This is a genomic window from Guptibacillus hwajinpoensis (assembly GCF_020171785.1).
Classification (GTDB): domain Bacteria; phylum Bacillota; class Bacilli; order Bacillales; family Guptibacillaceae; genus Guptibacillus; species Guptibacillus sedimenti.
Map to the genome: position 1 here is coordinate 78,912 of NZ_JAIVAE010000007.1, position 23,989 is coordinate 102,900.

The 23,989-nt window shown below is 41.5% G+C and carries 26 protein-coding genes and 1 tRNA gene; 13 read left to right on the forward strand and 14 right to left on the reverse strand.

All coding sequences use genetic code 11. The features are described 5' to 3' along the window. Positions 1-8 precede the first annotated feature (8 nt). The 3 genes from LCL91_RS11380 to LCL91_RS11390 all read left to right on the forward strand — a co-directional run bounded on the left by LCL91_RS11380 (position 9) and on the right by LCL91_RS11390 (position 3,016). On the forward strand, positions 9-1,331 hold the full coding sequence (locus LCL91_RS11380; RefSeq protein WP_160920752.1) for a Na+/H+ antiporter family protein: 1,323 nt from the start codon (positions 9-11) through the stop codon (positions 1,329-1,331). Positions 1,332-1,459: 128 nt separating this feature from the next. Beyond that, positions 1,460-2,056, forward strand: a complete 597-nt coding sequence (locus tag LCL91_RS11385) for a sulfite oxidase-like oxidoreductase (protein ID WP_224882470.1) — start codon at positions 1,460-1,462, stop codon at positions 2,054-2,056. Between the two features lie 225 nt (positions 2,057-2,281). Continuing rightward, positions 2,282-3,016, forward strand: coding sequence for an STAS domain-containing protein (locus LCL91_RS11390; protein WP_224882473.1), 735 nt, complete (start codon positions 2,282-2,284; stop codon positions 3,014-3,016). Between the two features lie 36 nt (positions 3,017-3,052). Here LCL91_RS11390 and LCL91_RS11395 read toward each other — a convergent pair whose 3' ends face one another. Continuing rightward, a complete protein-coding gene (locus LCL91_RS11395) occupies positions 3,053-4,438 on the reverse strand; it encodes an N-acetylmuramoyl-L-alanine amidase (protein WP_224882476.1) in 1,386 nt (461 codons plus the stop codon). A 101-nt stretch (positions 4,439-4,539) separates the two neighbouring features. Further along, the gene (locus LCL91_RS11400; protein WP_224882478.1) at positions 4,540-5,124 is read right to left on the reverse strand and encodes a YiiX/YebB-like N1pC/P60 family cysteine hydrolase; all 585 of its coding nucleotides are present in this window, start codon (positions 5,122-5,124) and stop codon (positions 4,540-4,542) included. A gap of 169 nt (positions 5,125-5,293) precedes the next feature. Here LCL91_RS11400 and LCL91_RS11405 point away from each other — a divergent pair, with 169 nt between their 5' ends. Next, positions 5,294-6,004 carry a hypothetical protein gene (locus tag LCL91_RS11405; protein ID WP_224882480.1) on the forward strand — a complete coding sequence of 237 codons (711 nt, stop codon included), beginning with the start codon at positions 5,294-5,296 and terminating at the stop codon, positions 6,002-6,004. A 71-nt stretch (positions 6,005-6,075) separates the two neighbouring features. On the opposite strand, the gene modB is transcribed toward LCL91_RS11405, so the two are convergent. From modB to LCL91_RS11435, 6 genes are all read right to left on the reverse strand, one after another. Next, positions 6,076-6,735, reverse strand: coding sequence for a molybdate ABC transporter permease subunit (gene modB, locus LCL91_RS11410; RefSeq protein ID WP_224882483.1), 660 nt, complete (start codon positions 6,733-6,735; stop codon positions 6,076-6,078). Next, a complete protein-coding gene (gene modA / locus LCL91_RS11415) occupies positions 6,728-7,486 on the reverse strand; it encodes a molybdate ABC transporter substrate-binding protein (protein ID WP_224882486.1) in 759 nt (252 codons plus the stop codon). Before modA ends, modB begins: the two co-directional genes overlap by 8 nt. Before the next feature lie 134 nt (positions 7,487-7,620). Then, positions 7,621-8,502 (reverse strand): vanadium-dependent haloperoxidase, encoded by an 882-nt coding sequence (locus LCL91_RS11420; RefSeq protein WP_224882489.1) that lies wholly within the window; start codon positions 8,500-8,502, stop codon positions 7,621-7,623. Positions 8,503-8,583: 81 nt separating this feature from the next. Continuing rightward, positions 8,584-9,225: a response regulator gene (locus LCL91_RS11425; protein WP_224882492.1), complete on the reverse strand. Its 642-nt coding sequence runs from the start codon at positions 9,223-9,225 to the stop codon at positions 8,584-8,586. Positions 9,226-9,227: 2 nt separating this feature from the next. Then, positions 9,228-10,256 (reverse strand): histidine kinase, encoded by a 1,029-nt coding sequence (locus tag LCL91_RS11430; protein ID WP_224882495.1) that lies wholly within the window; start codon positions 10,254-10,256, stop codon positions 9,228-9,230. Between the two features lie 17 nt (positions 10,257-10,273). Further along, complete coding sequence (locus LCL91_RS11435; RefSeq protein WP_224882497.1) at positions 10,274-10,993, reverse strand: cell wall-active antibiotics response protein; 720 nt, start codon at positions 10,991-10,993, stop codon at positions 10,274-10,276. Between the two features lie 394 nt (positions 10,994-11,387). On the opposite strand from LCL91_RS11435, the gene LCL91_RS11440 reads away from it, so the two are divergent. Beyond that, positions 11,388-11,717 carry a hypothetical protein gene (locus LCL91_RS11440; protein ID WP_224882500.1) on the forward strand — a complete coding sequence of 110 codons (330 nt, stop codon included), beginning with the start codon at positions 11,388-11,390 and terminating at the stop codon, positions 11,715-11,717. Positions 11,718-11,735: 18 nt separating this feature from the next. Here the strand turns inward: LCL91_RS11440 and LCL91_RS11445 are convergent, their stop codons facing one another. Beyond that, complete coding sequence (locus LCL91_RS11445) at positions 11,736-12,566, reverse strand: alpha/beta fold hydrolase (RefSeq protein ID WP_224882503.1); 831 nt, start codon at positions 12,564-12,566, stop codon at positions 11,736-11,738. Between the two features lie 203 nt (positions 12,567-12,769). Next, complete coding sequence (locus tag LCL91_RS11450; RefSeq protein WP_224882505.1) at positions 12,770-14,110, reverse strand: sodium-dependent transporter; 1,341 nt, start codon at positions 14,108-14,110, stop codon at positions 12,770-12,772. Positions 14,111-14,427: 317 nt separating this feature from the next. On the opposite strand from LCL91_RS11450, the gene yugI reads away from it, so the two are divergent. Next, positions 14,428-14,844: a S1 domain-containing post-transcriptional regulator GSP13 gene (gene yugI / locus LCL91_RS11455; protein WP_098444801.1), complete on the forward strand. Its 417-nt coding sequence runs from the start codon at positions 14,428-14,430 to the stop codon at positions 14,842-14,844. Between the two features lie 46 nt (positions 14,845-14,890). On the opposite strand, the gene LCL91_RS11460 is transcribed toward yugI, so the two are convergent. Further along, the gene (locus tag LCL91_RS11460; protein ID WP_098444800.1) at positions 14,891-15,121 is read right to left on the reverse strand and encodes a DUF378 domain-containing protein; all 231 of its coding nucleotides are present in this window, start codon (positions 15,119-15,121) and stop codon (positions 14,891-14,893) included. A 295-nt stretch (positions 15,122-15,416) separates the two neighbouring features. Here LCL91_RS11460 and LCL91_RS11465 point away from each other — a divergent pair, with 295 nt between their 5' ends. The 3 genes from LCL91_RS11465 to LCL91_RS11475 all read left to right on the forward strand — a co-directional run bounded on the left by LCL91_RS11465 (position 15,417) and on the right by LCL91_RS11475 (position 18,982). Continuing rightward, complete coding sequence (locus LCL91_RS11465) at positions 15,417-16,580, forward strand: iron-containing alcohol dehydrogenase (RefSeq protein ID WP_224882508.1); 1,164 nt, start codon at positions 15,417-15,419, stop codon at positions 16,578-16,580. A 375-nt stretch (positions 16,581-16,955) separates the two neighbouring features. Then, positions 16,956-18,317: a glucose-6-phosphate isomerase gene (locus LCL91_RS11470; protein WP_160920790.1), complete on the forward strand. Its 1,362-nt coding sequence runs from the start codon at positions 16,956-16,958 to the stop codon at positions 18,315-18,317. Between the two features lie 254 nt (positions 18,318-18,571). Next, positions 18,572-18,982: a YugN-like family protein gene (locus LCL91_RS11475; protein WP_160920792.1), complete on the forward strand. Its 411-nt coding sequence runs from the start codon at positions 18,572-18,574 to the stop codon at positions 18,980-18,982. Here the strand turns inward: LCL91_RS11475 and LCL91_RS11480 are convergent. Beyond that, on the reverse strand, positions 18,973-19,965 hold the full coding sequence (locus LCL91_RS11480) for a potassium channel family protein (protein WP_224882511.1): 993 nt from the start codon (positions 19,963-19,965) through the stop codon (positions 18,973-18,975). The two genes, LCL91_RS11475 and LCL91_RS11480, sit on opposite strands and share 10 nt — an antisense overlap. Positions 19,966-20,087: 122 nt before the next feature. Between LCL91_RS11480 and LCL91_RS11485 the strand changes: the two genes are divergently transcribed. Next, the gene (locus LCL91_RS11485; protein ID WP_098444795.1) at positions 20,088-20,396 is read left to right on the forward strand and encodes a YggT family protein; all 309 of its coding nucleotides are present in this window, start codon (positions 20,088-20,090) and stop codon (positions 20,394-20,396) included. A 106-nt stretch (positions 20,397-20,502) separates the two neighbouring features. On the opposite strand, the gene LCL91_RS11490 is transcribed toward LCL91_RS11485, so the two are convergent. Beyond that, complete coding sequence (locus LCL91_RS11490; protein ID WP_224882515.1) at positions 20,503-21,282, reverse strand: carbonic anhydrase; 780 nt, start codon at positions 21,280-21,282, stop codon at positions 20,503-20,505. Positions 21,283-21,642: 360 nt separating this feature from the next. Here LCL91_RS11490 and LCL91_RS11495 point away from each other — a divergent pair, with 360 nt between their 5' ends. After that, on the forward strand, positions 21,643-22,356 hold the full coding sequence (locus LCL91_RS11495) for a DUF4386 domain-containing protein (protein WP_224882517.1): 714 nt from the start codon (positions 21,643-21,645) through the stop codon (positions 22,354-22,356). On the opposite strand, the gene LCL91_RS11500 is transcribed toward LCL91_RS11495, so the two are convergent. Continuing rightward, positions 22,353-22,946 carry a Crp/Fnr family transcriptional regulator gene (locus tag LCL91_RS11500; RefSeq protein ID WP_224882519.1) on the reverse strand — a complete coding sequence of 198 codons (594 nt, stop codon included), beginning with the start codon at positions 22,944-22,946 and terminating at the stop codon, positions 22,353-22,355. The two genes, LCL91_RS11495 and LCL91_RS11500, sit on opposite strands and share 4 nt — an antisense overlap. A 161-nt stretch (positions 22,947-23,107) precedes the next feature. Between LCL91_RS11500 and LCL91_RS11505 the strand changes: the two genes are divergently transcribed. Beyond that, on the forward strand, positions 23,108-23,287 hold the full coding sequence (locus LCL91_RS11505) for a hypothetical protein (protein ID WP_224882521.1): 180 nt from the start codon (positions 23,108-23,110) through the stop codon (positions 23,285-23,287). 125 nt (positions 23,288-23,412) lie between these two features. Further along, a tRNA-Ala gene (locus tag LCL91_RS11510) sits at positions 23,413-23,485 on the forward strand. The last annotated feature ends 504 nt before the right edge of the window (positions 23,486-23,989 follow it).

Consider the following 23,989-nt stretch of genomic DNA (forward strand, 5'->3'; position numbering starts at 1 on the left):
GTTGCACGATGAATGCCGTTATTCTTGCTGTTTTAATTATGCTAGGCCTTAGCCTATTTCGTATACATGTTGTCGTCGCTCTTGTTGTCGGCGCAATCGCTGGTGGTCTGCTTGGGGGTTTGTCTCTTGATGATACCATTACAGCGTTTAGTTCTGGTCTTGGAGGCGGAGCGACGGTTGCACTGAGCTATGCATTACTTGGAAGCTTTGCCGTTGGTCTTACTCGAACTGGACTACCTGAATTGATCGTAGAACGTGCCCTAAAACTCGTTAATCGGCAGGGAGGCGATCGGAAGAAAGGTCTTGCAAAAGTACTTATTCTTTTTATCATTCTGTTGATTTCTTGTTTCTCACAAAACCTTGTTCCTGTACACATTGCGTTCATCCCGATTCTGATTCCACCCATTCTTCAAGTGTTAAATGAACTTGGATTGGATCGTCGGGCCGTTGCAGCCGTACTAACATTTGGTTTAACTGCACCATATATTCTTTTGCCTGCTGGATTTGGGAAAATATTTCACGAAATCCTTCAGTCAAATATGGCGGATAGCGGGATGGATATTGAACTCTCTTCGATTCCAACGGCGATGCTTTTGCCAACATCTGGCCTTGTTGTAGGTCTCGTGATTGCTGTATTTGTTTCGTACCGCAAGCCTAGAACGTATAAACAGCTTTCCATTGCTCAGGAGGATTCACCTGAAACGTATACCTATTCAAAAAGGTCGATCATCTTTGCAGCTATCGCTGTTCTAGTAACACTAGCCGTTCAAATACCAACTGAGTCTATGATCCTTGGCGCGCTATCTGGAATTATCGTTCTTTATGTAACAGGGAGTATCCGCTTATCAGAGTCAGAGGCCATTTTAACTGACGGAATGAAAATGATGGCGTTTATCGGATTTGTTATGCTTGCTGCGAATGGTTTTGCCGAAGTGTTAAGACAAACTGGAGAAGTTGAATCTCTTGTGACACAAGCATCTGGATTAATTGGAGACAATAAAGCCTTAGCTGCCCTTCTGATGTTAATCGTTGGATTGTTTATTACAATGGGGATCGGGTCATCGTTCTCTACGATTCCAATTATCGCAGCCATTTACGTTCCACTCGCAATGGAACTTGGGTTTAGCCCGATGGCAACGATTGCGCTTGTAGGAACAGCTGCCGCCCTTGGTGACGCAGGTTCTCCTGCATCTGATAGTACACTTGGACCAACATCAGGATTAAACGCTGATGGCCAACATAATCACATATGGGACACAGTAGTGCCAACGTTTTTACACTACAACATTCCACTCATCTTATTTGGCTGGATAGCCGCGATGATATTTTAAGTAAGAAAACACGGAGAGCGATCTTCGTGTTTTTTTACGATCATACTCCTTATTATGGTGCATTCTATAGAAAGTGAATGAAGACATTCTGTTACACTAATAGAAAAGAAGTTGAAAAGAGGTGCAGCATGTACTTTGGTAAAGAAAAGGAACAGAACAGTGATCGCACACCGCCTAATCAGCGCATCACGACGGGGTGGCCTGTTCTTCACGTTGGTAACGTTCCGTATTATGAGAAAGATTTGTCAAATTGGGACTTAAGAATAGGAGGACTAGTAGATCGTCCGACTGTGTTTTCGTTTCAGGAGTTGCTTACGTTACCTGAAGCATCAAAAAGAAATGACATCCATTGTGTAACAGGATGGTCTAAGTTTGATAATGAGTGGGAAGGGATTGCTACAACGACAATTGCGGAGCATGTAGGGATTCGAAAGGAAGCAAAATTCGTTATGGTCGAAGCAGAAGAAGGATGGACAACGAACCTTCCGCTTGAGGACTTTCTTGCGGAAACAAGTTTACTTGCCTACAAACATAATGGAGAAGTATTAACTCCAGAACACGGATATCCATTTAGGCTAGTTATTCCACATCTGTATTTTTGGAAAAGCGCAAAGTGGATCCGGGCCATTAAATTTCGTTCGGAAAACCAGCAGGGATTTTGGGAGCGGAATGGTTATCATATGTATGGAGACCCGTGGAAAGAACAGCGCTTTGCATGGGACTAAAAAACTGCCGGCCAGGCAGTTTTTTTCGTTCTGAAGAAATTACTCTTAAAGTATTATCTTCTAATGAAAAAATGTTTCATTTGAAGAAACAGGGATATGCGTTTAAATGTAGAAAGTATCATATAGAATGAACTTTGTGAGCATAGATGAACAAGAACCTGAAGAGGATATAGGTTGATGCACTCTCCTTATCGATCATGAGAAGAAATAAATAGGAGTGATGAATTGAGTAAATTGCAGGATCATATAATGAATCATTTATCATGTGGCGTTCTGTCGATTGATCTGGATTATCGTGTCATTCAGGTGAATGAAGTGGGAGAGAATATTTTAAAAGTGAATCGGAACGAGATATTAGGTGAAAGTGTATACGATATCTTTCCCATGGCTCCAGAAGAAGTACGTCATGTTGAGCGGACGGTTCAGACAGGAGAAGAATATTTTATTGAAGCGATGCCCTACCAATGGGGGAAGTTCGATATGTATTTAACGGTCCAAACGAAGGTGTTAATGGATTCGAACAAAATGTATGGCGCAATGGTGGAATTTCGAGATATGACACATGTTTATAAAAAGCAAGAAGAGTTGATTGAACGAATGGAAGATATGGCCGTGAACGTGATTCCGCTCATGGATCAACTTGGTCTGTTACCGATTCAACCTGTCGTAGAAGAAGTGGGCTTTCATTATTTACTTGATATCGGACTTCAAAAAGTAGCGGACATGAAGGTCAATACGCTTATTATGGACTTATCTTCTATTACATATTTAAATGACGACTTTACAGAGATGATTGCAAAGCTTTGCGGTGCGTTAAACCTGCTTGGTGTGGATATTATGATTACTGGGGTTAGGCCAGAGACTGCGCTCAGGTGGGTATCATCGGGTACGGATTATATAAAAACAACCTATCATCCTCATGTACAGGCGGCCCTTTCAACATATAAAAATAGTAGATAAAAAGAGCGTCCCGAAGAGGAAGCGCTCTTTTTTTGACTAAATATTATCCAAGTTTTCGATGGTCGTCTTTAGCGTGTTCCGCTCTTTTTCAACCTCTCTTAGAGCAAATTCTACCATTTTTTTGTACAATGCGAGAATGAGTTGACCGTAGGTTGTACCTGGAACGGCCCATTTTCCATTCAATGCTTGCCACGTTGTTGCGGAGCCCCGCGTTACGAGATCAAAGCGCGGATCCACTTTTTGGTCAAAAGCAGGAAGCGCTGACTTCGACGCATAAGCAAAAAGGTGTTGAATGTGAGCAAGAACACCAGTTGATGCATTAGGAAAAGTGGCACCACGAGCTCCGCCGCCAGTTGCGCCAATACCAGCAAAGTTATTTTGCTCAGGTTTCACGTCGCCTGTAAAACGAAAGAAATTTGTTTCATGTAGCGCCTGAGCAAAAGCAATATCGCCTCGAATGTTGTACTTTTTACTATATGACAAATACAGTTCAGCTACATCCGGTGCTGCGGGGTTAATGGTTCTTGCGTAGGCATCCATTTGTTTAGCCGTTAAAACAGCCTCTCCTTGAATTTTGTACCCTTTGTCTGGCACAGGAGGAGGTGGTGGAGCTGGAGGCGCATCCCCTTCAACTAGAATAAAGGACTCAAATCCCGCTTTCGTTAGCTTTTCAACTAATGCTTCAGCGTTTTTCTTGTCACTGAAGGCGCCTGTCTGAACGCGATAAAATGTTTTCTTGTCAATGACAGTTGTTGAAATAAATGCACCAAACCCGTTTTGCATTAATTTAGCAAGATGGATTTCAGCATTTTCGCGATCACTAAAGGATCCGGCAATCACCTTATATAAGGTACCCTCAATCGGCTTGGTTTTTAATGGGAGATTCAAGGCTTCAGCCGTAGCGTCTCCAATAACCGTCGATATATCCATAATAAAAGCAGGGTTCTGTAGAAGGTTAAGGTCTTTTTCATTATCAACAAAGAGGACTTCAATAAGCAAAGCGTTCATCTTTGTTTCACGCAACACGTGAAAATTTGCTCGTTTTTTACCGCGGTCTAGGATGTTGTATTTCTTTAGAATATCTTTTGCGATTCGATTGTGAATACTCGTCTGAAGTTGAACCGTCTCATTTGGGACAGTCCCATTAAAAATAAACGTTTCAAATCCACTTCCACCAGATGCGTTATTGTGAATACTTAGGAAGAAATTTGCCTTTATTGTATTCGCAAAATCTGTTCTTTGTTTTAGTGAGAACGTTTTATCTGTATCGCGCGTTAACACCACATCAACTTCGTACTTCGAAACAAGACGATCCCTCACCATACGCGATATCGCGAGGTTAAAATTCTTTTCCTGAAAGCTTTTATACGTAGCACCCGGATCTGAACCGCCGTGCCCTGGATCAATGACAAGTAATGTCATGATGCTCCCTCCATTATTTTTGGATACTAATAGTCTATTTATTCCAAACCATTTTGTCTGGACAAACCATAGAAATGGGAGGGATTTTATGAAAATGGGTTTTAAGGGACAAGTTCATAGAGTGGTCGCACATCCGGATCACTTGCAATATGCTCTGGATAAATGAAACCACGACCGTCATCTGGAAACGAGATGCCTGCTTTTTGATAGCATTCTTGAATAAATTCAGAACAAATGTATTTATCATTTGGGATAGATTCCAGGTCGTCAATAACGACGCTAGCAAGGATTTTAAGAATTTCTTCAATATCATAGAATTTTCCTGTTAAATCGGCGCCTCTTCTTAACATCGCATTTCGTTTGATGTCGTCTAAGTCTTTTACCTGGTTATGGCGAATGAGATAGAGTTTTCCTTTATAAGGCTTACCTGAATTCCGATAATCATTAAAATAATGAGAGAGAGGAACCATTCGGACACCAAAGCTTTCAACGCTCTCAAGCAACATTAAGCGGTCCATCCAATGAAATAAGAGGGCGACGTGACTGAATTTCGAATTGGATACATTTTGAATGATTTTACTAACAGGATAAGATCCGCTACAAAGGAGTAGATCACCCGTTTGAATAGCGCTCCGAACAGACTGATAGTTTTTAACGGTTAAGTTAACGTAGCGATCGGCTGTCATGATTTACCTCCTTATTCATGATAACTACTCTTTTGTAGTTAGATAGACTGAACGCTTTTCCTTCTTTTTACCAATAATTCATTCTCATGAAAAAGTTTAAGTAGTTATAGAAGAAACTATTGTATTTGCGAAACAATTGGTTTTATAGTTAATAATGAGGTGAAGGAACATGGATTTTTTGAAAACAGTGGTGATTATCGCATTTTTGCTGATGACCGCTAACATAGTTAAACCCTTCGTAACATCTTCGAGGAAAAGAGCGGCGGTTTTTGCTGGTTTCTGGCTTCTTTTATACATAGTTGTATGGGGCATTCCCGCTTTTGTCGATTCCTCTTCAGGTGAATCGAGTTCTGCCGACAATAAAACGACAGAACAGGAGAAGCAAGATGAAGATGAAGCGCCTGAGGCGGTAAAAGAAGAGGAAGCACAGATTGAAGAAGAGATTGACTTTGATCCTGCTTCGGTTGAGTTCATTGTCGATGCCAAATCCTTGCTCGGTTTATCCCGAGAAGAATTTGTTTCTCAATTTCCTAAGAACATTGAGGTAGATGAAAAGGACCCGCTGAAAATGACGTTTGAAAACGGAGAGGTGCTATTTAAGGATAATATCGCTACTTCCATGACGTACTTTCCTGAAGGGTTGCAATACTTAGAAGATAATCGCTTGTTGCTTGCTAGTTTGGGGTTTGAGGTAGATGAGCTACGTAAAGGTTCAAACCCATTTGAAACGCCTGTGACGCTCTACCTTGTCGAAGGTTTCTCAGATGTGACGATCTATGGGAGAGAAGATGGTGGAGAGGAAGCCTTGATTGAAAAGATCTACTTGAGGAAGGAATTCTACTCGACGCAAGGAGATACGGATGCCGAAGCGGAAGAGTAATAAATGGCGCTTAGTAGTATAAATGAAGCCTCTCATATGGTATGAAAAACTCGCTCAGCTGAGCGAGTTTTTTACATTTTGACGGTTACACGATAAGAAAGTAAAAGCATAACGGTTGAAAGAAAGATGGTGACCAAAACCCATGCCCAGGCAAGGCTCATTTGACCTGAATCAATGGCCACATAAATCGCTGTTGGCATTGTTTGTGTTTTTCCAGGAAGGTTGCCCGCGAACATTAACGTTGCCCCAAACTCTCCTAAAGCGCGGGCAAAACTTAAGATGATGCCAGAAATAAGGGCATTAGAAGCGAGCGGAATAGAAATCATTCGTAATACGGTCCAATTCCCTGCACCATCTACACGAGCGGCGTCTTCAATATCGCGATCTACCGCTTCAAAACCGACTTTAGCAGATTGATACATTAAAGGAAACGCGACGACGCTTGCAGCGATGACGCCGGCTTGCCAAGTGAAAATAAGCGGGTGCTGAAAGATGGCTTCAATCCACTGACCGACCGGGCTTGAGGCGCCAAAAAGAACGAGTAAGATAAATCCAACAACCGATGGTGGAAGAACGAGTGGTAGCATAATGATCGTATCGATGATGCTTTTTCCACGAAACGTTTTTCCAGCCATGAGTCGACTTACCGAAATACCTAACACCGTTACGATAATGCTTGCCACAAGCGAAATTTTCAGGGATATGAGAATAGGATCAAGGAAATTAGTCATTGGCACTCACATCACTTTGGAAACCGTACGATTCAAAAATCGCTTTTGCTTCTTTACTTTGAAGGAAAGTATAATAGTTCGTTGCTTCTTCACGAGCACCACGGACGACCCCGGCTGGGTAAATGATCGGTGAATACGCCTGTTCAGGAACTTCTTCTACAAAGTCTACGTTTTTAGAAGAACGATAATCGGTTTCATACACAATCCCTGCGTCTGCATTTCCTGTTTCAACGTATGTTAATACCTGACGCACATCCTTACCGAAAATTAGCTTTTCTTTTAAAGTTCCCCATACGTTCGCAAATGCTAGTGCTTGCTTCGCATAAGCTCCTGCAGGGACAGTTTCAGGGATTCCAATCGCTACTCGCTTCACGTTTTCGGAAGATAATTGTTCAAAATTTGCGAGATTAGATGAACGGCTTTTAATAAGTACGAGTTTATTCTTCAGTAATGGAGTCTGATGGTCAGGGTTTAGTAACTCTTTCTTTTTCACAGACTGAAAATGAGATTCGGATGCAGAAATAAACACATCAATTGGAGCACCCTGTTTAATTTGGTTGGCCAGTACTCCTGAAGAAGCAAGATTTAATGTGATGCTTGTATTAGGATGTTCTTTTTCATAAAGGGAATTAAGCTCGTTCATCGCATCACTTAAACTTGCAGCTGCGGCAACGGTTATACTAGTTGGCTCTGATTGGTGCGATTGACATCCTGAAATGATCAACGCGATCAAGAGAAATATGCGTTTCATATGTAAAGTCCTTTCATCTGCTAATCTTCCATCTATTATAACGAATCCAACCCATTTTGTACGGAAAGAACAAAGAGAAATCGAGTAAAGCTCCTTTTGCGAGCTTTACTCGATTTAAATGGTCAATTGAACAATTAGAAAAAGAGTTTAGGTTTTGGCTTTGTGGCATGCTGATGTGAGAACGGGTTTTCTGTACTTGAATCACAGGTTGAATCAAATTTGTAATCAATCACCTGTTTGTATGGCGGAGGAGTTAATTTCGCGTGATGATTTTCTCGATATGGGACGTCGATGGATTGACCTCGGCTATTTTCTTCTTTCTTTAGCTCTGAAGCAACGATTGATCCAATTTGTTTCCCAAGGCGAAGACCTTCTTCATTATCAACAGGGAAATGAACACCGGCGTACAATCTTGAGTCAGCACATTCTTTGGCGAGCTCAACTAATCGCTCCTTCTCGGTAGGAAAGAAATAGGATAAGATCTCGGCTGTTGCTCCGCTAATCGTTGCGTGTCCGGATGGATATGTTGGATGTCTAGGTGTGCAGAGAAGTGTCTTCAACTCATGGTCTAACTGGTTTGGTCTTGCAACATTCCAGCGGTACTTTAAATACCAGGCTGTTGTAAATGCGTCATTCATACCTGCAGAAGTAGCAGCTAGAATTCTTGCTGCGCGTGGAGCTGTCACACCATATGTGTCAATTAATTTATCGATAATAGGCGTCCATTGCTTGCTTGCAACCCCCGTCCCCCAATACTCTGCTAGCGTCGCCTCTTTTGGGGTAAGGTGCTTCTCGGCATGCTTGACCTTTTTTAATTCCTTCTCCCAATCAATGGATGAAGGGTGTTGGATGTCCAATCGTATTGGTCTTCCGTTAAGGGTAGCAAAACGCCCTGGTGGTTGGTTACGAAGGTAGTAATCCGGCCACGAACCCGCATATGGTTCTTCTGGATTATGAGGGGGCTTTTGTTCACCAGCATACGGAAGTTCTGACCATTTTTTATAATCGTCTGCCATTGGTTGTTTCCTCCTTAAATCGCTACTCATTATAGTAAATGCGTAGCGATTGAGAGAGGTGTCAAAAACAAACAGGTTTGCTTACCGAACCATACCGTTTCGAATGGCGTATACAGCAGCCTGGGTACGATCATTGACACCGAGTTTTCCAAGGATATTACTAACGTGGGTTTTAACCGTTTTTAATCCAATATACAACTCTTCTGCGATTTGGCTATTCGTTTTTCCTTCACCAATTAAAAGAAGAACTTCTTTTTCTCTTTTAGTTAATTCTTCATGTAGGGGTTTCTTAGGTTTCGAACGTAGTTGATTCATCATTTTTTGCGCTACTTTCTGCTCGATGACGCTTTCATCTTGAATCGCCTTTCGAATTGTAGCGATGATTTCATCCGCTGAGGCTGTTTTAAGCAAGTAGCTAAAAGCGCCTGCTTCAATAGCAGGAAAAACTTGTTCATCATCGTAAAAGCTCGTGATAATAATAATTTTTGTTTTTGGAAGAGTGGCCATTATTTCTTTTGTCGCTTCAATGCCTGTCATTTCTGGCATAATGAGATCCATTAAAATCACGTCAGGATGAAGCTCGTTTGCAAGTGATACTGCTTCTTTGCCATTTGCGCCTTCGCCAATAATTTGGAAATCGGGCTCCGTTAGAAGATACGCTTTTAGCCCTTTACGTACCATATCATGATCATCGACTATCATCATTTTAATTTCATCTGGCATGGTTATTCCTCCAATGGCACACGTACTTCGACTAATGTGCCTTCATCTGGACGAGATGAGACACGAAACTGTCCACCGATTTCATCACTACGTTCTTGCATTGAATCGAGACCGTATGCGCCTTTTTTATTTTCATTCATTTCAAACCCTTTTCCATTATCCTTGATATGTAATAAAAATTGCTTTTTCTTAAGTTTCACAGTAATGCGAATCACTGAAGCTTCAGCATGACGCAAAGCATTTCCGAGACTTTCTTGGACAATCCGGAATAAGTTTTCTTCAATTCCACCAGGAAGTTCCGGTAGTTCATCGAGTGTAAGGTGGAAAGTGACGCCAGATTTTTTTTCGAGTTCATCCACAAGCTTTGTGATGCCGACACAGAGAGTATCTTCTGATAGATGAATCGGGCGAAGGTGAAGGAGAAGCGCTCTCATTTCGACTTGTGCTTTACTAGCGAGATCTGCCACATCGACCATTTGGGATTTGGCTGTTTCGATGTCGCGGTCCATCATTTTAATAGAAGCAGAAGACATCATATTTAGGGCAAACAGCTGTTGACTAACAGCATCATGAAGGTCACGAGCAAGGCGCTGACGTTCTTCAATAATGGCAGCCCCCCTCGCTTTTTCGGCTAACTCAGCTTTCTGATTAGCTAAATTTTGGAGAGAGGTTACCTGCTTCTGTAGCTTGTCAGTGAGTTCATTTAACTCGAAGCTAATCCGTCCAATTTCATCCTCTTCCGTAAGTTTTATCTTTTCAGTAAATCTTCCTCTCGATAACGTGATGATTTGGGTGGAAATATCTTCAAGACGGTTTCGGATAGAGAGCGTATCTTTGTAGCTAAAGTAACTTCCCAATACGATCACTAGCAACATGACGAAGAGGGGAGAAAGTAAGCTAAACCAGAGCGATACAAACCCGGGGTGAAGAAATAACCCTATTTGGACAAAGAGGAAATAAAGAATTCCTGTAAAAAGAGCTGTAAAAAGAATCGACTTAAGTAACTTCCATCGTAAAGTGGATTTGTTCACATTGATTGCACCTTCCTTTAAATCCGATCAACTCGTAAATCAAGCACAGAAAAATCAAGATAAAATACGATGCGCTGAAGAGCATCGTTAAAATCATCCGTTTCATAAGTGATGGCCTGTCCTCTACCCACATTATCCTGATTGTGTTTGTCGATTGTTGCGGATAAAACCTTGGCACTTCCCTCGATTCGAAATGGAAGATCTTCTGGAAGAATTACATTAATGTCACCAACAAAACCGGAGAGATGAATGACCGTTTCTTTTTCTGGGATGAGCGTTGTCGAAAAATCAAAATCGTAGTCGCATACAAAGCTCCAGTCATACATCGAGCGAACTTCCCAATTCGGTTTGTTGTAGGAATGGTCTCTAACTAGGCTAAATCCCTGAACTTTCCGGAACTGGCCAAGGATCTTAAAACCGATCAACACAAAAATGAGCGGCCACAGTTTCCAAATGCTCGAAAGGGTAAAATGAATCACTTGAAAACGATCAAGAACGAGTAGAAGGCCAACGATGAATAAGAGAGTGCCAGTTGTCCATTTCTTTCGTTTCATGGAAGGCATCAATGCTTCCAAAAGATATTTTACTCCGAGCAGAAGCAACAAAAACGGATAAAAAAAGACAATTGCTTCCGTCATTTCCATGGAAATAATGCCGAGATTTATAAGAAGAAGAAAAATTCCAAGACTAACAAAGAAAGTTGCTACGAGGAATCGTCCTGTTTGAATTCGTTTCATGTAATCTCCCCAATTCCTTCTGTCTCCTATGAGTGAACATATTTGACAGCAGTATGTTTATTTCCTGCCATATTTCTGAATAAGTCTTTATACTACGATAATCTTAAAGAAATACTTTCCTATTTAGGGAATGTTGAGTTAGACTGGTCTCATTTGATACTAGTTTCTAGCATGAAACACTGTTAAAATATTGGCAGCCTGTTAACTCTAGTGTATATCAAGATGAAGAACTGTGGGAGTTGCTTCCGATTGAAGTTTACTCCGCCTTAAGACTGAAATTTCATGTTAAAATGGAAACGATTAGTGGAAAGTATAGAATAATAGAAGGATGAAGCGCTTTTAACTCGAATAGATTGTTAAGAAGAGTAAGGTTTAAAATGAGAGAGGGAATAGAATGAAACAAAAACGCATGTTTAAACTGGCCGTTGCAGGATGTGTTCTTGGCATTATCGCAGCAGTGCTCTCAAGGTTTAATGTGATACCTCTAATTCAAGTCAAAGATATTTCATTTCTAACTGCATTTATTTTTCCCGCATTTGCCGTATTGGGCTGTTATTTTGTAAAAACAAGACCAATTATAGGAGGCTTCAGTCTGCTTGTTTCAGCAGCAGGCGGAATCATATTTTTGTCGATTTTTTATATTTTACCAGCTGCTTTTCTCGTAACTTCTGGGTTTTTAAGCATCTTATTAAAAGAAGAACCACAATTGGTTCCAAATAAATAACGGCGCCTCGAGGCGCCGTTATTTTTCATGAAGGAAATGTTGAATTGCCTTTGATGTTTCGAGAGGTCTTTCTTCTGGTATTAAATGGCCAGTATGAGAGAAAACAAGGAGATCTGCATCCGGCAGGTCTTTTTTCATCCGCTCTCCAACCCGAAGTGGAACAAGACGGTCATCACTTCCCCAAATTAATAAAATTGGAAAGTTGATCTTGTTTAGTGTTGTTGAAGCTAAATCTTCCTCCCGATCCCTGATCAGTCGACTTAGTGCCAAGAAAAAGCCTTTTTCATTAAAACTTGACGTATAGCCGTCAATTACTTGTTGAGTAAGAAGCTTCCGATCGTAGACAAGATGTTCGAAGTTTTTTCTTAAATTAATGGCGTTCATGGATAAGCTGAGGCAGTACGGAAAAAAAGGAAGATAAGAACAAACTCTCAGGCCTAACGATGATGATTTAATATAGCTTGAGCTACATAAAAGAATCAGTTTCTCAACGCGCTCCGGGTGTTGGATACAAGTACGAAGCGCGATTTGACCGCCCATCGAATGACCGATCAAGACCACTTTCGAAATTTGCATTTTTTCTAAAAGGCGGTTGGTGAGAGCGGCATACTCATGTAGGGAGTAATGGATGTCACAGTTCTTTTCGCTCTCACCAAATCCAGGTAAATCAAAACTCAATAAACTGTAATGATCATGAAGAAGAGGGAAAAGTTTGCGGAAACTATAAGAAGAGGAAAGAAACCCATGAATGAAGACCAGCGTGTGAGCTTTTTGGTCCGGGTGTTTGTAATACTCATAAGACAATGTCACGTTGTCGAGCTGTACTTTGTCTTTCTTAGTTTCGAACACACTTTTCAACTCCTCTCCTGCATTGGCTATTTAAAGTTTGGCTTACTTAGGTGAAGTTTATCCTAGTTGACGTAAGAGAGAAGATCATTCAAGACAAAAAAAGAGACGAGGCGTTGGCCTCGTCTTTCAAAAGGGGGAATATAGATAGCTTACTACTTCTGTTATTCCCAGATCATATGAATAATATACCTCTTTTTTTAAAATTAATATGAAAGTAACGATGTAATAAGTACGAGCGTAATGGCTGCTGGGACAAAATAACGGATAAGTCCGTACCAAATGGGGAAGATTACGCGCCCTATTTTGGAAGACATCATCACTTCATCCGCCAGGATCTCTCGCTTCATTTTTCGAGAAACAAAGACAGAAATCAAGAGAGCACCGATCGGCATTAATAAGTTACTTGCTAGAAAGTCCATCGTATCAAAAATGCTTCTGCCAAATACGGAAATGTCTCCAAGAACACCGAATGACAATGCGGATGGAATTCCAAGTAAGAAAACGCATAATCCTGCGATCCAGGATACTTTCTTACGCTTTTCTTCACCACGTGTTACCGTAGAAACGATAATCTCCATCAAAGAAAAAGCAGAAGTTAACGTTGCAAACAGCAAAAGCGCTAGAAATACGGTGAAAAACAATCCGCCAAACGCCATTTGGTTAAACACTGCAGGAAGAACGGTGAAAATAAGTCCAGGCCCTTCTGTTGGCTCAAAGCCAAATGCGAAGACAGCAGGGAAGATGGCAAGTCCAGCAAGAAATGAGATTAATACGTTTAAACTAACAACTGAAACAACGGAACCGGTGAGATCAGCTTTTTTATCAAGGTAAGAGCTGTACGTCACCATTAAGGATATACCGACACTGAGCGCGAAGAACGATTGACCAAGCGCGTCTAGAACGCCTTCAGCTGATAGCATCGAGAAATTAGGTTTCAGGAAGAATGAAACGCCATCCATGGCACCGTCTAAAGAGAGAGAACGAACAACAAGCACTAGAAAAAGAATAAAAAGAGCTGGCATCATATAACGGCTAGCTGTTTCGATTCCTTTTTGAACCCCAAATTGCACGATAGCTACGGTTATCGCTAGGAATAACGCTTGCGTCAGGAGTGCTGTTGAAGGACTGCCGATAATTTCTCCGAACAGTTCTTCATAACGGCTATTTGGAAGTCCGGTAAGAGATCCTGAGAAGCTTCTTGTTAAGTACGTGATCACCCATCCACCAATAACACTATAGAAGGATAAGATAATGAAGGATGCGGTTACCCCGAGATATCCGAGCCATTTCCATTTTGTACTACCAGAAATCGTCTGATAAGAAGAAACGGCATTTTGTTGGGAGTGTCGGCCAACGACAAATTCAGCAAGTAGCATCGGTGCTCCGACTAAAACAGTGAAAAGAAGAAAAACAAGGAAAAACGCTGCTCCACCGTTTGTACCTGCCATATATGGAAATTTCCACAGTGCACCAAGCCCGATCGCTGACCCAGCTGAAGCCAAAATAAATCCGAATCTTGACGACCATTGATCATTTGATTTCATCTTCTCTTGTCACCTCATACAATATAGTAAGTCCAAATGAATGGCATTTTAACACTATAGCGACCGGAAAGAATTCAGTCAATATCAAATATTCATGTATTTATTTACCACCTGCTAGAAGCGTTGCCATCATTGACATGATTACTTAGGTATCTGATTATTTTAATTTGAAAACAAATGCTTTATACTATTCACATGTCTTGCTATTCCTTCACTGGAAGGGTATGATTCTTAGAAAAGGCCAGTATGATGTTTTGTCTAGTTTCGACATCTATGTTATACTAGTTAAGTTGAAAAAATTTGTTAGGAGTGTTTTCATGGCAGAGCAATATAACGTCGGTGATATCGTAGAAGGGAAGGTAACTGGTATTAAGCCTTTTGGTGCTTTCGTTGCAATTGACGACCAAAAGCAAGGTCTAGTTCACATTTCTGAAATTTCTCACGGCTACGTAAAAAATATCGAAGATCAACTTACTGTAGGAGACGAAGTTAAGGTTAAAATCCTTAACATTGAAGAAGGTTCCGGTAAAATCTCTCTTTCAATCCGTGCTACTCAGCCTAAACCTGAGCGTCCGGAAAGAAAGCCACGCCCAGCAGCACCAAGCGGCGGAAACAAGAAACCACAACAAACTTCTTCTCCACAAGGCTTCAACACGCTTGAAGATAAGCTTAAAGACTGGTTGAAAGAGTCTAACGACCGTCAAGCTCAATTGAACAAGCGCCTTAAGAAGTAAGTAAAGACGAAAGAAGGCAGCCAACCGGCTGCCTTCTTTTTTTGATTTATGTTGTCGCACGATCTGGATCATGTGAAAGCTCTTCAGTAGGTTTGAATAGTAGCGTTAGGCAATAAAGTCCACTCAGCCCAACAAGACCATAGACAATGCGTGCGAGTGCAGCATTTTGTCCACCGAAAATCGCTGCTACAAGGTCAAATTGGAAAAATCCAATAAGTCCCCAATTGATCGCTCCAATGATAACCAACCCTAGTGCGACTCGTTGTAGTGTGCTCAAAAGACACCCTCCTTTTATAAAAAACATAATGATTCATTTATAAGATGAGAAAAATTCAGCAATCTTATACATTTCATCTCCACTTACTTCCTTTAAGCAGATTGCTTTATTTTTAAAATATGATGAGGCATAATAAAGTGAAACTTCCGTCGTCTGACGGTTAGTTGAACGAATCAGACCTTTAGGGGCAGTTTATTCTCACCTTAACCTCTGGTTTTACTAAAGGCTAAAGGTGAGTGTTTACTGCGCTTTTAGGCTGGAATAAACGTGATTTGAAATAAAGGAGGACATAACATTGAATAATTTTACATTCCAAAATCCAACAAAGTTGATCTTCGGTAAAGGGCAGCTTGAAGCGCTCAAAACGGAAGTTCCACAATACGGAAAAAAAGTCCTCGTTGTTTATGGCGGAGGAAGCATCAAGAAAAATGGTGTTTACGATAGCGTAATGAACACATTAAACGAAATTGGTGCTGAAGTATTTGAACTTAGCGGCGTTGAACCAAACCCACGCCTAACAACTGTTCATAAAGGCGTCGACATTTGTAAAGAAAACGATATTGATTTCATTCTAGCAGTAGGTGGCGGTAGTGTTATTGACTGCACAAAAGCGATTTCTGCTGGAGCTAAATATGATGGAGACGTTTGGGACTTCGTAACGAAGAAAGCATTCCCTGAAGCAGCTCTTCCATTCGGTACAGTTCTAACGCTAGCAGCAACTGGTTCAGAAATGAACCCAGGTTCTGTTATCACAAACTGGGAAACACAAGAGAAATACGGTTGGGGACATCCACTCGTTCACCCGAAATTCTCTATTCTAGATCCTGAGAACACGTACACAGTGCCAAAAAACCATACAGTTTACGGCATGGTGGACATGATGTCTCACGTACTTGAGCAATACCTTCACCCTGAATCAAATACAGAGCTTCAAGAAAACATGCAGTTCTCTGTACTTGAAACAGTGATGAACACGGCTCCAAAATTAATTGAAGATATGCAGAACTACGACCACCGTGCAACCATTATGTTGAGTGGTACAGTAGCGCTAAACCAATCACTACAGATGGGTGTTCGCGGTGACTGGGCTTCTCACAATATTGAGCACGCGGTATCAGCTGTGTATGATATTCCGCACGCTGGTGGTTTGGCGATTCTCTTCCCGAACTTAATGAGACACAACCTTGACGTGAACGTTGATAAATTCAAGCGTCTTGCTGTCAAAGTTCTTGGCGTAAGCGAAGAAGGTAAATCTGATCGCGATATCGCGCTTGAAGGGATCGACAAGCTAAGCGCGTTCTGGAGCAGCCTTGGTGCACCAAACCGTCTTGCTGATTACGACATCGACGATAGCCAACTTGATTTGATTGCTGACCGTGCGATGGCAAATGGCGCGTTCGGTAATTTCAAGTCTCTTGAGCGCGACGACGTGATGGCGATTTTGAAAGCTTCTCTATAAGATAAATGATAAGGACCGTTCCGTTTTGGAGCGGTTCTTTTTGTTTGGTTTTTAAATGGGGATGATTTTTAACTCATTTTCGCAATGTGTGAGAGGGGCGGTTAGAACAAATGAATTTGCTCACCTGGGCTGCCGAACACAGCGACCTTTAAGCTCCGCTTAAAGGCGATTGAAACTCTGGTTTCAATCGAATGTGTCAAAAATCGAGCGACGAAATTTGTACACTGAAGTGAATAAGGACAAAAGGTCAAAAGAGATTAAAAAGAAATCTTCTTAGGTAATCGCTTACATGGATCGGCGTTCTTGATTTCGACTAGGTCTTGGGCTAAAGTAAAATGTGGGTACTGAACAAAAAATGATAATTGGAGGCTAACTATGACTTCGAAAGTAAGTTTTGATTATTCAAAAGCATTGTCGTTTGTTGGCGAACATGAAGTAACATACATGGCGGATGCAGTGAAGGCTGCACACGAAGCGCTACATAATGGAACAGGGGCTGGCAGCGATTTTCTTGGCTGGCTAACGCTTCCGCATGATTATGATAAAGAAGAATTCTCACGCATTCAGAAATCAGCTGAGAAAATTAAATCAGATTCTGACGTACTTCTTGTTGTTGGGATCGGTGGTTCTTATTTAGGCGCTCGTGCAGCGATCGAAATGCTAAACCATTCTTTCTATAACGTCCTAACAAAAGAAGAGCGCAAAACACCACAAGTGTTCTTCGTAGGAAACAACATTAGCTCGACTTACGTAAAGGATCTTTTCAGCGTACTTGAAGGAAAAGACGTTTCTGTTAACGTTATTTCTAAGTCAGGTACAACAACAGAGCCTGCAATTGCGTTCCGTATTTTCCGTAAATTCCTTGAAGAAAAATATGGCGTAGAAGAAGCGCGTCGTCGCATCTATGCAACAACAGACAAGTCAAAAGGTGCGCTTAAAACACTTGCTGACGAAGAAGGATACGAAAGCTTCGTGATTCCTGATGATGTTGGTGGACGTTATTCTGTTCTTACAGCTGTTGGACTTCTTCCAATCGCAGCAAGCGGTATCTCCATTGAAGAGATGATGAAAGGTGCTCAGGACGCGCAAGATGACTTGAACACATCTGACATCGCTTCAAACGAAGCTTATCAGTATGCAGCGGTTCGTAATGCTCTTTACAACAAAGGAAAGAACATCGAGCTTCTAGTGAACTATGAGCCATCTCTACACTATTTCTCTGAGTGGTGGAAGCAGCTCTTTGGCGAAAGTGAAGGAAAAGACAACAAAGGTCTTTATCCAGCATCCGTTGATTTCTCAACTGACCTTCACTCGATGGGACAATACGTTCAAGACGGCCGTCGTAGCTTGTTTGAAACTGTATTGAATGTAGGCAAAGCTCGTCATGAGATCACAATCGAAGAAGACGACAAAAACCTTGATAAGCTGAACTACCTTGCTGGGGAAACAATGGACTTTGTTAACCAGAAAGCATTTGAAGGTACAATGCTTGCTCATACAGATGGTGACGTTCCGAACTTAATCGTGAACATCCCTGAAATGACACCTTACCACTTCGGTTACCTTGCTTACTTCTTTGAAAAAGCATGTGCCGTTTCCGGTTACCTACTTGGTGTGAATCCATTCGATCAGCCAGGAGTAGAAGCTTACAAAACAAACATGTTCGCCCTTCTTGGTAAACCAGGATTCGAAAAAGAAAAAGCAGAGCTTGAGGATCGCCTTAAGACAAACGAATAGATTGAACAAGAGAGAGCGCAGCAGCGCTCTCTTTTTTTAAATCTAGCTCCAGCGCCTACCCGCTCGAGGTCTTAAGTCAAGCCTCATTGTGGCAAAAGGCGCCACATTGAGGCTCGTCTTAAGCTTGTCGCGGGTGAACGAGGCGCTTGCGCTTTTTTAGTCTAGCTTCAGCGCCTACCCGCGCTTTTTTATCATGAAATTCCTCTGTTTGGACACGATAAGCGTAGACAATGTAAATAGGGAGGAAGCTATACATGATTCCAATGAATTCTGCGCTCGAAGGCAAAACGATTGAACTTAGCATTATGGAGGACAAGCTTCGTCAACTAGGCTATAGCTACGGAGGCGGATGGGAGTATGATCACGGTTATTTTGATTACAAAATCGATGATGAAGACGGCTATCTTTTTCTACGAGTGCCGATTAAAGCCGTGAAAAAAGAGCTTGATGCGGATGGCGCTATTGTCGAAATCGGCCAGCCGTTCATGCTCTCTCATATGTACCAGGCAGGAGTCGATCCTGAAGGGAATATCGGCAATATCTCAGCGTCCTTTAACCAGTTTCAGGAACCAACCGATAAAGATGCTGAAATTGATGAAAAGTGGTTGAAATACGGAGAGCGTTACGTGAAAGAGTTTGACGCAGCACTCTCGTCTTACGTGTGAATCACAAGTAAAAGATCATCTGACTCGATAACAAACGAAGGGGAGGGATTCATGACAAGATCGCTTCCTCTTTTTACACCAATCATCAGGATATCCTTTTCATTTAGCTGTTGAGCGACATCGCAAAAGGATTTCTCACTGTAAGCCTCCGCTTTCATAAAATCGAGCTGGTTTGGCTTTAAATGAGTAAGCATTTCAAGCAGTGTCGTAGAAATCCCGTGTGAAAAGACGCTATTCGTCATCACCGTACTTAGAAGATGAGCACTTTCAATAATTTCGTTCGCCCCCGCACGCTCGGCATTCACAATTTGCTCAGGTGATAGAATCTCTACAATCGTATACACAGAAGGGTTGATTCCTTTTACCGTTAAAAGGGTCAAAATCGTCTGCATATCCACTTCCATTTCACTTTTATACTGATCCGCAGTAATGAGGACGGTGTGCGCCTCGCTTATCTTTGCCTTTCGCAGTGTACTATCCTCACCAGGATTTCCTCGTATAAAATGAACGCCTTCTTTTTGGAGTGGGTTTTCCGTAAGCGAATGATCAACCAGTACAATAGATCGCTCAGGCTGATTTGATAGAAGTGCCTTAATCGTATGTCGGCTGCGTGAATTCCACCCAACGACGACAACGTGATTGGCTCGTTCGTAGCTGCGCTCTCCCCGTCCAAGTGCACCCTGGGTCATTACAAAGGAAGAAGCAAGCTTTGCCATATAAAAGGTCATAAATCCAGCTCCAAACATAATAAATACCATTGCAAATGCTTTTCCTCTCACGGTTTCAGGTGATGTATCACCATATCCAATCGTAGAAGCCGTGACAATCGCAAACCAAATCCCATCGAAAACGGTCGGAAACATCTCTGGCTCTACCAGGTGCATAATAAAGCCCATCGTAATTAGAATCACAACGATCAGCGCACCGAGTTGTAATACAGGAGGATACCGCGATATATAATAAACTAAGTCACGTAATCTCAAAACAAAACGCTCCTTTCTCCACTTCCATTATGCCCATCAATCACTGGAAAAAAACGACACGTGTGTGATCCTTCGCGACAGGGTAAAGAAAGGATATGACAGGACAAAAAGGGTGAAGAAATATGAGAGCACTATCATCATTCCTCGTATCGCTCGTACGCTTGATTTTCGGTATCATTGAAGCGATTCTTGGAATTCGCATATTGCTGAAACTATTCAGCGCAAATCCAACAGCTCCATTCGTGCAGTGGATTTATGACTTTTCAGCGCCATTGCTATATCCATTTCGAAACATCTTTCCAACCACGGAATTTGCTGGACAATATGTCGTTGAATTCTCTGCGGTGTTCGCACTGATTGTGTATAGTATTGTGGCATCACTTATTGTACGGTTTGTGGCAATGGGGCTAACGAGCCGGGAGAGAAGATAAGAGAGGAGAAACGCTGGGGGACAGCGTTTCTTTTGTTGTTTGGACGTTTATTGAACAAGAAGAACCCTCTTGCATCCGCAAAAGGGTTCTTTTGATGGAGAGTAGATTATTTCGCGTATACTTCTCTATTGTTTATCGGTTGAGGATCTCTCGCATTCCCATGCGGAAAACGTTCGGAAAATGCCTCAATCTGCTGTTCTGACAGCTCGATTGGCTCTTCGAGAACAACCCAGCTAACGCCTTCAGAACAAGGGGGAGTCGTTAACGAACCGCTGTACCGGAATGTAGACATGTCTTCTGGCAATAATAAATCCAGCTTTAGTTTACTTGAGAGCTCTTCTTTACTGTGCTCTGAAGGGATATTTGAAAAGGCTTCAGCTAAGACTGGATTATCTTCACCTTCTTTAATAAGGAAGGCGAGAACGGCCAGCTCACCCGCTTCACTTTGATGAACAAGGTGACCTTCCATTTCAAAATGATCACCGTTCAATGAATTTTCACTTGGGGTATGGAAATGGAGTTGTTGTAAGGTATATTCTTCTCCTTGTAATGAAATACTGTTTTCCCCAGTTGGATCCGACAGTTGAACCGTGTGTCCGTTGTGTTCTAATGTAAATGGAGTGGATTGGTACGTGAGTTCAAGTGCTTCTAAATCATCGTTCAGTTCAACAGTTGAAACGTCAATGTTGATTGGAGACTGTTTTTCTCCTTCACCGCATGCCGCATACTCAGGGTGCAGCGTATGCCAATTGGATGGCCCAGTTTCTCCTTCATATGACCACGTCACGTCTTCCGTTTGACCTTCATCGATTTTTCTCTCCGTTTCAGCGGAGCACCCCATTAGCATGGCTATTGATAAAACTCCTGCAGGACTAATCTTTTTCAACATTTGACTCCATCACCAACCTCACTTTAGTTCTTTTTAATTCAGTTAACAATCGCGCACTTCAATTATTTCAAAGCACCTAAAGTGGTTCAAAAGGATTTCGACCTAAACAGATCTTCACAAATTCCTTTGCTAACCCTTTTAATAGAACAATTGACTTGGGAGGATAGAGCTATGGTATAAAAAAAGTGATTCGTGATCTTTATTGAAATTAGTGTGGTTTACTTAGGTAATCTCATTGTGGATAAGAATGGGACTTGCTTAAATTTCTAAAAGCGCAAAATCCTTGATTTAAGTCAATGAAAGTCCTCCTCAGACAAAATACAATAGATTTAACATCAAAGTCGAGGAGGCTCTTATATGGAATTAAAGACAACAACTAATCAAAACATGCAGCAGAAAGCAGCAGTCTTTTCAGCAATTGCATTACTTATCATGACATTTGCTGCAGTTTTTGCTCAGGGGTATGTGCACAGTTCATTAGTCGTTGAGGGAGATGCAGCAACGACATTAAAAAACATCCAGGCATCTCAAGGACTGTTTCGTCTTGAGGTACTTGGATGGTTAATCATTATCATTCTGGATTTAATTGTATCATGGGGCTTTTATTTATTCTTAAAGCCGTTCCATGCTGGTTACGCATTATTAGCCGGTGGGCTTCGTTTCCTTTACACAGTCATTCTAGCCATAGCGGTTTCGCATCTTGTGATAACCAATTCTGTTGTTCAAAATGCAGAGTTAGGCACGTCATCGGATACTGTAGCACAGCAAGTAATGGATGCCATCACAGCTTTTGAAGCAATCTGGTCATTTGGATTAATCATTTTTGGACTTCATTTGATCGTAGTCGGCATGGTAGCATGGAAGACAACCAGAATACCAAAAGTGATCAGCTTTCTTGTCGTTCTAGCCGGTTTCAGCTACTCGCTTATTCATTTCATATACCAATTTATCCCCCAACTTGAAAACGTTACGGGGCTACTAGAATTAATCCTTATGGTTCCCATGGTGATCGGTGAATTAGGATTTGGCATCTGGTTATTAGTAAAAGGAAGAAAAGTAACGATGGACTAATCAACAATCCGGAGGTTAGCTAAGGACCGTTTCTTAATCCGGCTTAGAGACTCTGGCTTGATTCCCAGGTAGCTTGCGAGTTGATACTGGGGAACTCGGTCAATTAAATCTGGTCTTTTCTTCACCAAGTTTTGATAGCGCTCTTCTGGCGTCGAAGAAATGAAGGAGGAGAATTCATCCCTCATCGCACCCAGATCTTCTTCCATCATCTTGCGAGTCAGTTCTTCTAACACCGGGTGCATGTCGTAAGCTTCCTGCTCAGTCGATAAATCACCAACAATAAGCGTACAGTCTTCCAAGCAGCTAAGAGAGTAGGGAGAAATTTTGTCAGGCTTATGCTGATTAAAGATCGTTACACTCTGTTCTTCTGTAAAGAAATTAAACGTATTCTCATTCCCATGTTCATCGACACCGTATAGGCGTACACACCCTTTTAAAACAAAATAGCATTTGTCAGGAACTTCACCTTGATGCAAAAGGACCGTTCCTTTTTTAAACGTAGAAACAGGAATATCGATTGTGAGCTTTCTTAATTCGGATTCACTTAGATCCGAGAAGCGTTTCATATACTGGATAAGGACATCTTTCATCGTATTCATCTCCCTTACCAATTCTCATTATTATTTAGTATAGCATGATAAAAACAGAGAGAGGTGGCGTAATAAAACTGGTTATTCGATAGTAAAATGAATATGTGGTGACTACGCACCAGTATACTTTAAAAACAAGTAACACCTAGGAGAGGATCAAATTGGACCTATTTTTATTTATATCCGTAATCGTTGGGATGACGTTTATTTTCTTATATTTTGTAATGAATTTTGACTTGAAAAAGAAAAAGTTAGAGGTAGAGGAAAAGAAACTGGAGTTGGAAAAGAGGAGGTTGGAACTGAAAGAAGAAGGAGAGGAAGTAGGGGAAGGAAAGCTTTAAAAGAATTTAATAGGTAAAAGACCCTCAATATAGTGCACTTTTACATGTTTCAAAAAATAAGTTGCCCTTATAATAAAAGCTATGATAAAATAAATCTTGTCGACAGGAAATCGCTGTCATTATACGGGGCATTAGCTCAGCTGGGAGAGCGCTACACTGGCAGTGTAGAGGTCAGCGGTTCGAGCCCGCTATGCTCCATCTACGGTAGGTATCGCGCTATATCAACGTTGACTTACCAATGACTTAGACGCAGGGTAGCGCTACTACGAAAAACGGTGTACAGCACCGGTCAAAACGCTTCTTATTCCGAAATTGATTCGGAGTAGGGGGCGTTTTTTGTTTTGCGCAAAGGTATGAACGTTAAGCAAATGAGAATAGCCGGAGCTTATAGCAAATCTATCCACAAATTGGACTCATTATTCGAGAAGTTCATTAACGTAAAGGTAGCCGAAGATAGCGGAAGGAACCGTAAATAAATACTGCCTATACTATCGTTTCTTTGTGGAATATATGGACGTAAAAGAACTCGGTAGTGACGTTCGAAATGTAGACACGGATTTGATACGCGCCTATGCCGCTTGGATGTTAGAGGATCGCGTTAAATTGGACGGTCATAAGTTGCGGATGCATATTCGTTATACTTCATTTATCGCAGAAGTCGTTAAAGAAACAATATGCGGACTTTTTGCCACTTAATGAAGT